We start from the raw sequence: 12,272 nt of genomic DNA, 5'->3' as shown, positions 1-12,272 counted from the left end.
AAAGCTCTGTTACATCAAATTACTTGCTAATTCGCTTAATTGGCTACGCTCTCCTTTTAACAAATTCACGTGAGCAAAAAGGTTCTGATCTTTCATACGGTCAATCATGTAGACCAAGCCATTGGACTGACTGTCGAGATAAGGTTGGTCTATCTGTTGGATATCACCGGTAAACACCATTTTCGTACCCTCACCCGCACGGGTTATGATAGTTTTTATCTCATGCGGAGTCAAGTTTTGTGCTTCATCAATAATGCAATAAGTTTCACTCAAACTACGTCCACGGATGAAAGCTAATGCTTCAATAACCAGTTGCTCACTTTTCTGCATATCTTCCAAACGTTTTACCTCTGTTGAGTTAGAAGCAAACTGACGTTTGATCACATTCAGATTATCAAACAAGGGTTGCATGTAAGGAGCTACCTTTTCTTTGGCATCACCCGGCAGGAAACCGATGTCTTTATTGGATAAAGCAACAATCGGACGCGCCAGCAAAATCTGCTTATAGTCATTCATTTGACTAAGGGCAGCTGCCAGAGCCAACAATGTTTTTCCTGTACCGGCTTTACCTGTCAAAGCAACCAATTTGATGTTTGGATCGGTCAACACTTCAAAAGCAAAACTTTGTTCGGCATTCCGGGGTTCAATGCCATAGTTCTTTGTTTTATTCACCCGACAAATGGAATGTGTAAAAGGATTGTAACGGGTAAGTACACTGTTCCTGTCACTTTTCAAGATAAAACATTCATTCGGATGGATGATATCTTTGAAATCAAACTCACTGATATCCAGTCCTTCTCTGGAAGAATAAATCCGGTCTATCAAAGCAGGATCAATTCCCTCAAACACTTCATTTGACTTTTCAAATATATCCACATTTATCACCTTGTCGTTGATATAATCTTCGCAAAGTAAGCCTATGGAACGTGCTTTCATCCGGAGGTTCACATCTTTTGTCACCAGGATGGTTTTCATATCCTTCTTTTGGCGCGTCAACCAGTCCACTACAGCCAGAATCTTATGATCGGGAATACGCTCGGGGAATGAGTCGAACACATCCGGAGCATCCACCGAACCGGCTATTACAAACAAACTTCCCAGGCCTTCGCCCAGAGAAGCACCCTTATTAAAAAGATTGTCATCGGTAACTAAATCGAGCTCGCGGAGAAATTCACGGGCATTGAAGTTTATCTGTTCATTCCCTTTCTTGAATTTGTCCAATTCTTCAAGAACCACGATGGGAAGATAAATGTCGTTCTCTTGGAAATTCTTAAGACAGTTATAGTCGTGAAGGATTACGTTCGTATCAATCACAAAATTTTTCTTTGCTCCCATACTCTTTTAGATTTAAATTGTTGATATATTTGCCTCCAAAGCGAAGATAAGCTGCACCTCGGCATAAAAAATGAACAAGTTCATTTTATTCTGCTCTCGGTTTGCATTATCTTTGCAGCTTCTAAGATAGGAATTAAAAAGAGAGAATAGTTTGCTTTCTCGTTAAATATTTTAAAAGATGGATTATCAGAACACTTTATTATACTTATATAACAGTGTCCCTATGTTTCAACAGGTGGGGAGTTCGGCATACAAGGAAGGTTTGGAGAATACATTGGCACTGGATGAACACTTCGGACACCCGCACCGGAACTTCCACAGTATCCATGTAGGAGGTACGAATGGCAAAGGTTCATGCTCGCACACTCTTGCTGCTATCTTGCAGGAAGCGGGGTACCAAGTAGGCCTCTACACATCTCCGCACCTCGTAGATTTCCGCGAACGTATCCGAATAAACGGACAGCCCATCCCGGAAGAATATGTAGTCCGGTTTGTAGAAAAAGAACGTGATTTTTTTGAGCCTTTGCATCCTTCTTTCTTTGAATTGACTACCGCTATGGCATTCCGCTATTTCGCTGACGAACATGTAGATGTAGCGGTTATCGAAGTAGGACTTGGCGGAAGACTAGATTGCACCAATATCGTATACCCGGATCTATGTATCATCACCAATATTAGTTTTGACCATACCCAATTCCTGGGTAATACATTAGAAAAGATAGCGGGAGAAAAAGCCGGGATCATTAAAAGTGGAATACCTGTCGTAATCGGAGAAACGACTCCTGAAACAAAACCTGTATTTACAAAAAAGGCTCGCGAAGTAGGTGCTCCCATTCTCTTTGCAGAAGAAGTCGAAAAGGATGATTACCCCGGATTGGAATGTGAACTGAAAGGGTTATATCAAACTAAGAACACCCGCACGTTACTCACAGCCATCCCAGAACTACGAAAAGCCGGATACAATCTGAGTGAGCAGGCTGTCCGAAGTGGCTTCGCCCATGTTTGTGAACTGACCGGACTGATGGGACGCTGGCAAAAATTGCAGGATGCCCCTACCCTGATATGCGATACCGGACACAATGTAGGTGGCATCACCTATATCACAGAGCAGTTGAAACAGCAATCTTACCGGAAACTACATATGATTATAGGTATGGTAAACGACAAAGACATACACGGTGTATTAGTATTATTACCCCAAGAAGCCGAATATTACTTCACAAAAGCCAGCGTAAGGCGTGCATTACCTGAAAGCGAACTTGCCCAACTTGCCTCTGAGGCCGGATTGCAAGGAAATTGCTATCCGGATGTTCCCTCTGCCGTGCGGGCTGCACAAGAAAAAAGCCTCCCGGAAGACTTTATCTTCGTGGGAGGCAGTAGCTTTATTGTTGCCGATTTGTTAGCGAACCGCGATGCACTCAATCTCCACTAAAGCATCTTTCGGCAGGGCTTTCACTGCAACAGCCGAACGGGCAGGGAAATCACCATCAAAATAGGTAGCATATACTTTATTCATATCTGCAAACAATGACATATCCTGTAGGAAAACAGTAGTCTTGACAATATTTGCCATCGTCAAACCGGCTTCTCCAAGGATATGCTTGATGTTCTCCAATGACTGACGTGCCTGTGCTTCAGCACCTTCTGCCATCTGTCCGGTAGTCGCATCAATAGGTAATTGACCAGATACAAATATCATTCCATTCGCTTCGATAGCCTGGCTGTAAGGACCAATAGCTCCCGGAGCTTTCTGACTGCAAATTACTTTTTTCATTCTAATATTATTTTAGTATTCAACAATTTATGATTCATTCAAGAAAAAAAATTGGTATCTTATGCAGTATTCTGCAACTTCATGCATTTACTTAATAGGATTATACACAAAAGAAAAATTCACTTATACCTGTTTTAAAAACCTAGACTTAGCTAATTCTTTTTTGACACGGGAGTTTCCCGATAAAGGCTCGGCTTGCGAAAGCAGAGCCTTTTTTATAAAGATATCATCTGCAATACTATCACTTACAGTGTTTTTCTATTAAAGCATCAACATTCGGATCACCCAGTTCCTTGGCTTTTGCGAAGCTAGCACAAGCCTCTTTGTTTAGCTTTAACTGTAGCTGGGCAACTCCTATCAAGCGATAGGCCTCAGCATATTTAGAATCAATTTCCAAAGCATCTTTCAGCACCTTGATTGCTTCTTCATTTCTACCCACACGAATGTTCACCACCGCAAGTTCCGAAAAATAAGTCAGCTCTTTCGGATTAAGCTCAATAGCTTTTGCCAAATCATCCAACGCACGCTGAAACTGCTTTGCCTGAACGGCCGCCTGTTCGCGATAATAATAGAACACATCATTCACATTGCCACGAACCGCTTTATAGTATTCATCATAATCAAGCATCGCACCGCGTCCTTGTCCGGCATTCAGGCGCATCTGGGCACGTTCCAGCAGATAAGGAGCAGCTTCTTCACTGTACGGTTGTACGAAACGCGCCATACAACTATCCATCAAAGCCAACACTTCTTCCGGAGCTGCTTCCATCAATTCTTTCGTCTTAGCGGCACTAAAGAATGTAGCCGGAGAGGCAATATTGGAACCATTCACCTTCTCATAACTGGCAAGAGCAGCCGCATAGTCCTTCTTGGCAAACTGGATATCGCCTTCCAACTGAACATAAACCGGAAGAGCTTCGATTGCAATCGCTTTACGAACCTCATCCAAAGCCCTGTCATATGTCCAATCTTTATAGTTTTTTTCAGGTTTATCCAACTGATAACCATAAATCAGTTTGGCACGATTGAAGTATGCATCATCTTTCTTTTGCGCCACTTCAAGCGCCTTATCCATATCAGCTGCTACCTTATCCATTGAACTTGCCTCCTTCGACTGGAAGATTTGATTGTTTGCACGGCGAAGATAACCGTCAGCACTGTTGGGATACTGAGATATAAACTCATTCAGCAACTCGGCGTATTTCTCCGGTGTAAGCTGTGAAGAAGCCATATAGAGATAAACCAATGCTTGTTCTTCCGTCTCAGGCAATGCTTTTTTAATGCCAATACTCAATAAAGTATGATCATTGAAAGAAAGAGGACTTATCTTTTGAGCCATAGCATAATCGGCACCTACTGCATAGCAAATGGTAGCTGTATCTTTTCCAGAAGATTTCTGTGCCAGACCGAATACTTGTCCCTCAGCAGTCATTACCGGACAACTTACCATTTTGTCCTTCAGCTGCATATCAAGTGTATAATAATGATATTGTCCATCTACCTTAGACTCTTCTTTCACCTGTCCGGTAGTATAGGAACGATCTTTCTGTGTAGAATAAGGTAGCAGATAAATGCTTGCACCTACAGTCGGGGGCACAGGAGATACCACTAATGCAGGTACTTTTTTTCCTGAAATCGCTACACGGAACTTCACAACATCATACATGTCATTTGCTCCCATAATAACTTCCACAGGCATTTGTGTGCCCTCCGAATTAATGACAACGGCACGCTGCGCACCTTTAAACAAGCTATAATCAGACAGAGCAATTCCATCCTCGGTAACAAAAAATCCATTTCCCGTATTAAGTATCTTATCACTCTCGTCATACGTGACCACCGAGAAAACAGCACGCTTGGCTTTTTCCACCCATTTGGGTGCCTGAGCTACACTCCACTGTGCCAGCAAACAGAGGGCGAGCGTCAACAACAAGTTCTTCTTCATATCTTAGTTGGTTCTTTGTTTCACAGCTTCATAAATCAAAATACCTGCCGCAACAGAAACATTGAGCGACTCGATAGTACCCAGCATTGGGATTTTCACCCACTCATCGCAAAGAGCCAGGTTATCATAAGAAACACCTTTATCTTCAGCTCCCATTATGATACACATCGGTCCTGTATAATCAGCTTTGGTATAATCATAGTCACCCTTTTCTGTAGCTGCCACAATGCGGAAACCACTATCTTTGAGATATTGCAATGTAGTCTTCAGATTCTGCTCACGGCAAACCGGCAGAACATGCAATGCTCCGGCAGATGTTTTCATTGCATCAGCATTCACCGTCACGCTTCCTTTAGCAGGAATGATAACAGCATCTACCGCTGCACACTCACAGGTACGAGCTATGGCACCAAAGTTACGAACATCAGTCACACCATCCAACATGACGAACAGCGGGTTCTTGCCTTCTTCGAAAAGAAAAGGCACCAAGTCTTCTGTCTTCTGATACGTAACGGATGAAATAAAAGCAATCACCCCTTGATGATTCTTACGGGTAATGCGATTAATACGTTCCAACGGAACACGTTGCACCGGAATCAAAGTTCCTTTTAGCGCAGCAAAAAGTTCTTTGGATAAATCGCTCTGAATGTCTTTCTTCACCAGAATTTTATCGATTTCTTTTCCTGCCTGTATTGCTTCTATCACAGCGCGAACGCCGAAAATCATTTCACTCTTATCAACCATCTTGAGAAATTAAAATTAGAAATTAAAAATTAAAGGCTATCTTTTGATACCAAGAAGCGCCTTTGCATTATTCAAAGCAGCTTCTGTCAAAGTAGCCCCACTGAGCATATGGGCTATTTCCTCTACCCTCTCCTCATCTGCCAGACGGCGTATGTGGCTATTGGTTTCGGTTTCGTTATCTTGCTTATATACTTTATAATGTGCACATCCGCGCGCAGCAATTTGCGGCAGATGGGTAATACTGATTACCTGGCGATCCTGTTCGCCCATTTCCTGCATAATGTCCGCCATACGGTCGGCAATCTCACCGGATACTCCTGTATCTATTTCATCAAATACAATAGTGGGCAATTTCACCGCACCGGCTATCATCGCCTTGATGGACAACATGACACGTGCAATCTCACCACCGGAAGCTACCGATGAAATATTTTGCAATGAGCCGTTTTTATTGGCAGAAAAGAGAAAGTTGACGGTATCTTCACCGTGTACACCAGGCTCTTTTCTTATTCCCATCTCCACCTGAAAACGCACATTAGGCATACCCAACGGCACCAAGCGGGAAGCCATCTGCTTTTCAACTTCACGAGCGGCACTGGTACGGGCTTTGGTAAGAACAGCAGCCTGCTTTCTCATCTTATTATATAAAGTATCGCAAAGAGTTGTCAACTCACCAATACGTTCATCATAAGAAGTAATGGCCGCCAACTTTGCTGCATATTCTTCAGCAAGTGCCAGTAACTCCTCCACAGTGGTTGCCCTATGTTTTTGCTGTAAGGTATAAATCAGATTCAATCGATCGTTTACCTCTTCCAGACGATCAGGATTAAACTCAACATCCTCTTCCTGAGAAGAAACTTCCTGGGAAACATCTTTCAATTCAATATATGTACTTTCCAGGCGTTCAGCAAGTTCAGTAGCCGGAGAATAAACTTTTTGTAGACCAAGCATTGTATTCAGACTTTCCTTCAACCCAGCCAGCAGACCACCTTCATCAGAGGTCAACAATTGTCCGACACGGAACAAACCGGCCTTTATTTCTTCAGCATGACTCAACATATCCGTCTCCTGTTCCAGTTCTTCCTGTTCACCTGCAGACAAATTTGCTTCTTCCAACTGCTCCAACTGAAAACGGATATAATCTTCATCTGCCTTATTCTGCTCAGCACGGGCTATGAGGTCTGCCAGTTCCTGTTGCGCCTGCTTCCATTCTCTATACAAAGATTGATAAGCAGAAAGTTGTTCATCATTATGAGACAATATATCGAGTACATTCAACTGGAATCCTTCTTTATTCAACAAAAGATTCTGGTGCTGAGAATGCACGTCAATTAACTGTTCACCCAACTCCTTCATTTGTACAAGCGAAGCCGGAGTATCATTGATAAATGCACGACTCTTACCAGATGCATAAACCTCACGACGCAAGATACACTCTTCTTCATATTCCAGTTCATTATCTTCAAAGAAAGGCTCCATACCATAAGCTGAAATATCAAAACGGGCCTCAATCACACACTTCGATGCACCCTGGCGAATGGCTTTTACTTCGGCACGCTGACCAAGCAGCAAGCCGATAGCACCCAGTATAATAGACTTACCGGCACCCGTTTCACCCGTGATAACGGAGAAACCTGCACCAAAGCTAATATCAAGCTTTTCTATAAGCGCGTAATTCTGTATGTAAAGCGAACGTAACATGACTTATTTACAATTTTAATCTTACTCACTTCCTAATTATTGTTTTATCTTTTCCCACTCGGTAGTCAGCGAAGGATTGACAGAAGAGAGTAGTTCACATATTTCTTCCTTTTCCTTCATTGCAGCACGAGAATAAAGATTAATCAATTCATCTTTCTTTATTTCAGTAAACAAACCGGGCAATGCCGACATAGGCTTATTATGTTGCGCCTCTTTCAGACCGCTAAGCATAGATGTTATTACAGCGCGGGCACGGGTAACATTCACAGAGAGTTCATCCATACCTGTACGATGATATCCATACATCAGTTTGCGCAAAGGCGCCATGCCATCTTCCAGATAATCAGAAACTAACGCATAACGATTCCGACTGCTATCGAACGCTTGCCAACCGGTTTCACCAAGGTTCTGTGCGGCCGTTACAATGTCTTCAGCTGCCCGAAAAACCTCCGTACCACCCTGTGGAGCCATCGTGTCCATGTCCAGTCCGATAATCATATAAGCATAATAAGCAATTACTGCCGTCAGATTACTGTCAATAACATTATCCCTCAGTTGCAGCGGATCGAACTCACGATAGTTGAAAGCAACATCCGTATCTTTAAAGCTAAAAACTACCGTCTGATACCCGGATTGCCAGACGGGGCGTGTAGACTGTACAATCAGCTCACACGTCCAACGTCCGTCCGCCTCATTATATTCTTTCACGGTCAGGTTCATAGAACAACGAATCCGTTCATTCACTTCATACTGCGCCTGCGTCCACCGACGGGTATTGATAAACTCCATCAAGGCGTTTTCAAGCGTAGTAAAAACCTGTGTACTCGTACCTTGTATCTGAGAATAATTCACCGTAAATTTACAATTCAATTCCTGAGCAGTGGACTTTAGCGTCACAGCAACCAGAAGCAGAATCATATAAAGTGTCTTATTCCTCACTATCTATATTTACTTATTCTCCAATACTTCCACCAGACAATCTACAATATCCACAGCTACTTCCACCTTTGATTTCAACGGAAAGTCCGTCTTGCTTTCACGGTCAATGATACTGATTTTATTCGTGTCGTACCGGAAACCGGCTCCCTTATCATTCAGAGAATTCAGAACGATAAAATCCAGATTCTTCCGTCGCAGCTTATCCTCAGCGTTATGCTGTTCGTCATTCGTTTCCAGAGCAAAACCTACCAATACCTGACGATCTTTCTTCATCTGTCCCAGACAGGCGGCAATGTCTTTCGTAGGTTTCAAACGCAACGTCATTTCCCCTTCCTTTTCCCGCTTTATCTTAGCATCAGCAACCTGTTCCGATGTAAAATCGGCAACAGCAGCCGAAAGAATAGCAGCATCAGCCTCTGCAAAAAAGCTACACGCAACATTATACATCTGATCTGCCGATTCCACAGCAAACCAACGTACCGGATATTTCAATTGCTGTTGTACAGGACCTGATATCATAATGACCTTAGCTCCGCGGGCAGCACATTCATCTGCAATAGCAAACCCCATCTTACCGGAAGAATAGTTCCCGATAAAACGTACCGGATCGATCTTCTCATAAGTAGGTCCGGCAGTGATCATAATGGTCTTACCTCGCAAATCACCTTCTTTCCCGGCAAAATAATTCGCCAGATGTTGAATAATGACTTCCGGTTCTTCCATACGTCCCTTACCTACCAGATGGCTGGCAAGTTCTCCCGTACCCGGTTCTATAATATGATTTCCATAAGAACGAAGCGTATCCAGATTCTTTTGTGTAGAAGGATGGGCATACATATCGAGGTCCATGGCGGGTGCCACAAATACCGGAGCCTTAGCCGACAAATAAGTCGTAATCAACATATTATCAGCCACTCCATTTGCCATCTTGCCAATAGTTGAAGCAGTTGCCGGAGCTATAAGCATAGCATCCGCCCATAAACCCAAATCCACGTGGCTATTCCATGTACCATCACGTTGTGCAAAAAACTCACTGATAACCGGTTTACTCGTCAATGCCGAAAGCGTAATGGGAGTTATAAATTCTTTTCCTGCAGGAGTTATGACTACCTGTACCTCAGCACCTTGCTTTATAAGTCCCCGGATAATATAACAAGCTTTATAAGCAGCAATACTTCCGGTTATTCCTAATATAATTTTCTTCCCTTTCAGTGTATTCGCCATGATACTACTTATTGGTTAATTCACGTAGACGGATCTTTGTCAACATAGCCTTGGTGTTCAGTGTAAAGTCACTGTTTAATATCCAGCTATAATAGCCCGGATCGCGCTTCAACACATCTGTCACCGACATTCCCTTGTATTTTCCAAAGTTAAATACTTCCACACCATTATCATCATAAATCATACGTCCTGCGAAATCCACATTTTTGTTAAAGCTGGAATAATCGGCCAGAAAAGCAACATCATTCTGCAATTCCGAATAACGGTCCAGCTGTGCCATTAGCACCTCATAAGTTGCTTGCGTATCAGCTGCCGCCGTATGTGCATCCTCCAGATTCTTTCCACAATAGAATTTATAAGCAGCAGAAAGTGTACGCTGCTCCAATTTATGGAAAATGACCTGTACATCCACAAACTTGCGGCGACTCAGGTCAATATCTACACCGGCGCGAAGAAATTCTTCCGCCAGCACGGGAATATCAAAACGGTTGGAATTAAATCCTGCCAAATCACATCCTTCTATATCATTGGCAATAGTACGGGCCACTTCTTTGAAGGTAGGACAATCTGCCACATCCTCGTCATAGATGCCATGAACAGCAGATGCACCTTCGGGAATATGCATTTCCGGATTGATACGAAGTGTTTTTGCTTCCTCATTACCATTGGGGTGTACTTTGAGATAACAGATTTCAACGATACGGTCTACATTGATACTCGTTCCGGTCGTCTCCAAATCAAAAAAAACAATCGGTTTTTTGAGGTTTAATTTCATTATTATTATAGGTATAAGCTACAAGCTACGAGCTACAAGCTACAAGTGGCTACGCTATGTCCCGAAAGACACTCGTAGCCTGTAGCTTGTAGCTCGTAGCTATAGCAATTATTAATCATTTAGCATCATCGGCATCAGTAGCATCAACAACTCCTCATTTTCTTCTTGTTCAACGGGAATAATGACACCTGCACGTGACGGATCTGCCAGTTCAATTATCACTTCATCAGCAGCGATATTATTCAAAATATCAATCAGGAAAGTCGATTTAAAACCGATGCTCATCGGGTTACCATCATACTGACAAGCCAGTGTTTCTTCGGCAGAAGTAGAGAAATCAATATCCTGGGCCGAAACCACAATCTGATTGGGCTGCATACGCAGCTTAATAAGACTGCTTGCCTGTGATGAGAAAATAGATACACGACGCAATGCACCTACCAACTGCATACGGTCCACAGTCACTTTATAAGGATTATTCTGCGGTATCACCGAATTATAATTAGGATAACGTCCTTCAATCAGACGACACACCATGCGGTATTTTTCCAATGTAAACACAGCATTACGTTCATCAAATTCAATAAAAACTTGTCCTTGTTCTTTAGGCAACAAATTCTTAATCAACGAAGCCGGCTTTTTGGGCAGAATAAATGCTGCGCGTTCATTACCTTTGGCAGCCAGTGTTTTGCAACGCACCAATTTGTGACCATCAGATGCCACCATTGTAATATCTTCTGTGGTAATGTCAAAATAGATACCATTCATCACCGGACGAAGTTCATCATCAGCCGTAGCAAATACAGCGCGATTAATTCCACCCAACAATACGGATGCATCCATTTCTACGCGTACGGCATTGTCACCCAGCATAGCCGATTGAGGAAATTCATCTGCATTCTGTCCCATCAGGCTATACTTACCGTTCTGATACTGTACTGTGATTTCCAAAGAATTGGTATTTACTTCAAATGACAGCGGTTGTTCGGGGATTTCCTTCAATGCGTCCAGAATTGTTTTGGCAGCTACGGCAAAGCGTCCGTCAGCATCACTTTCATTCACTTCAACTGATGTCACCATCGTTGTTTCACTATCAGAAACAGTAATCGACAATGTTCCGTCTTTCAGTTCAAAGAGGAAACAATCCAAAATGGGCAACGCATTCTTCGAATTAATCACACGGCTGATAGCCTGTAAATGACTGGAGAGCGCAGTACTCGAAACGATAAATTTCATATGTTCTGTGTATTTAAGTTTTATATTATTCCCTATTCGTACTATAACTTCATAGTATCGGACAAAGTTACAAAAAAAGATCTTCCCACCGCAAAGAAAATTAAGAAAAAACACCCGGAACTTCTCCGGATTTCCCTAAAAAATTGTAACTTCGCCGCATCATTAAAAAAGAACGCAATGGAATTTACAGGAAAAATTATCGCTATACTCCAACCAAGAGGCGGAGTGGCAAAGTCGGGCAATGAGTGGAAAGCACAAGAATATGTGATTGAAGACCACGGCCAATATCCCCGCAAAATGTGTTTCGATGTTTTCGGAGCAGACAAAATAGAACAGTTTAACATCCAGATGGGCGAAGAACTGACCGTATCATTTGATGTGGACGCACGCCAATGGCAGGACCGTTGGTTCAACAGTATCCGCGCATGGAAAGTAGAGCGTGTTAGTGCAACAGCCCCTGCAGGCGCACCGGGCGCATCTGTTCCGCCGCCGGCACCGACTGCCGCACCGGAATTCCTCACAGGTGACGCAAAAGATGATCTGCCATTCTAAACTAAAAAGAATTTAACACAAAAAAAGGGAGAAAATTTCTCCCTTTT

11 protein-coding genes are annotated in these 12,272 nt (G+C 42.8%); 2 read left to right on the top strand and 9 right to left on the bottom strand.

The features are described from left to right. Positions 1-9 precede the first annotated feature (9 nt). Positions 10-1,335: a PhoH family protein gene (locus BN161_RS23150; protein ID WP_044270673.1), complete on the bottom strand. Its 1,326-nt coding sequence runs from the start codon at positions 1,333-1,335 to the stop codon at positions 10-12. 178 nt (positions 1,336-1,513) lie between these two features. Between BN161_RS23150 and BN161_RS23145 the strand changes: the two genes are divergently transcribed. Further along, positions 1,514-2,767 (top strand): bifunctional folylpolyglutamate synthase/dihydrofolate synthase, encoded by a 1,254-nt coding sequence (locus BN161_RS23145; protein WP_044270671.1) that lies wholly within the window; start codon positions 1,514-1,516, stop codon positions 2,765-2,767. On the opposite strand, the gene BN161_RS23140 is transcribed toward BN161_RS23145, so the two are convergent. The 8 genes from BN161_RS23140 to dnaN all read right to left on the bottom strand — a co-directional run bounded on the left by BN161_RS23140 (position 2,735) and on the right by dnaN (position 11,673). After that, entirely contained in the window at positions 2,735-3,109 is a 375-nt protein-coding gene (locus BN161_RS23140; protein ID WP_007209727.1) for a RidA family protein, read from the bottom strand. The genes BN161_RS23145 and BN161_RS23140 overlap by 33 nt on opposite strands. Before the next feature lie 241 nt (positions 3,110-3,350). Continuing rightward, positions 3,351-5,054, bottom strand: coding sequence for a serine protease (locus BN161_RS23135; protein ID WP_044270668.1), 1,704 nt, complete (start codon positions 5,052-5,054; stop codon positions 3,351-3,353). Positions 5,055-5,057: 3 nt separating this feature from the next. Then, positions 5,058-5,798 carry a 23S rRNA (guanosine(2251)-2'-O)-methyltransferase RlmB gene (gene rlmB / locus BN161_RS23130; protein WP_044270666.1) on the bottom strand — a complete coding sequence of 247 codons (741 nt, stop codon included), beginning with the start codon at positions 5,796-5,798 and terminating at the stop codon, positions 5,058-5,060. 36 nt (positions 5,799-5,834) lie between these two features. Continuing rightward, the gene (gene recN, locus BN161_RS23125; RefSeq protein ID WP_044270663.1) at positions 5,835-7,499 is read right to left on the bottom strand and encodes a DNA repair protein RecN; all 1,665 of its coding nucleotides are present in this window, start codon (positions 7,497-7,499) and stop codon (positions 5,835-5,837) included. Between the two features lie 36 nt (positions 7,500-7,535). Further along, the gene (gene porD, locus BN161_RS23120) at positions 7,536-8,417 is read right to left on the bottom strand and encodes a type IX secretion system protein PorD (RefSeq protein ID WP_044270661.1); all 882 of its coding nucleotides are present in this window, start codon (positions 8,415-8,417) and stop codon (positions 7,536-7,538) included. Positions 8,418-8,447: 30 nt separating this feature from the next. Continuing rightward, a complete protein-coding gene (gene coaBC, locus BN161_RS23115) occupies positions 8,448-9,662 on the bottom strand; it encodes a bifunctional phosphopantothenoylcysteine decarboxylase/phosphopantothenate--cysteine ligase CoaBC (RefSeq protein ID WP_044270659.1) in 1,215 nt (404 codons plus the stop codon). 4 nt (positions 9,663-9,666) lie between these two features. Next, complete coding sequence (locus BN161_RS23110) at positions 9,667-10,437, bottom strand: 3'-5' exonuclease (RefSeq protein ID WP_044270656.1); 771 nt, start codon at positions 10,435-10,437, stop codon at positions 9,667-9,669. 111 nt (positions 10,438-10,548) lie between these two features. After that, complete coding sequence (gene dnaN / locus BN161_RS23105; RefSeq protein ID WP_044270654.1) at positions 10,549-11,673, bottom strand: DNA polymerase III subunit beta; 1,125 nt, start codon at positions 11,671-11,673, stop codon at positions 10,549-10,551. Positions 11,674-11,850: 177 nt separating this feature from the next. On the opposite strand from dnaN, the gene BN161_RS23100 reads away from it, so the two are divergent. Beyond that, the gene (locus BN161_RS23100) at positions 11,851-12,225 is read left to right on the top strand and encodes a DUF3127 domain-containing protein (protein ID WP_044270720.1); all 375 of its coding nucleotides are present in this window, start codon (positions 11,851-11,853) and stop codon (positions 12,223-12,225) included. The last annotated feature ends 47 nt before the right edge of the window (positions 12,226-12,272 follow it).

Source organism: Bacteroides timonensis, assembly GCF_000513195.1.
Classification (GTDB): Bacteria; Bacteroidota; Bacteroidia; order Bacteroidales; family Bacteroidaceae; genus Bacteroides; species Bacteroides timonensis.
Note: the sequence above shows the minus strand (reverse complement) of the source record. Positions and strands in the feature narration are given on the sequence as shown.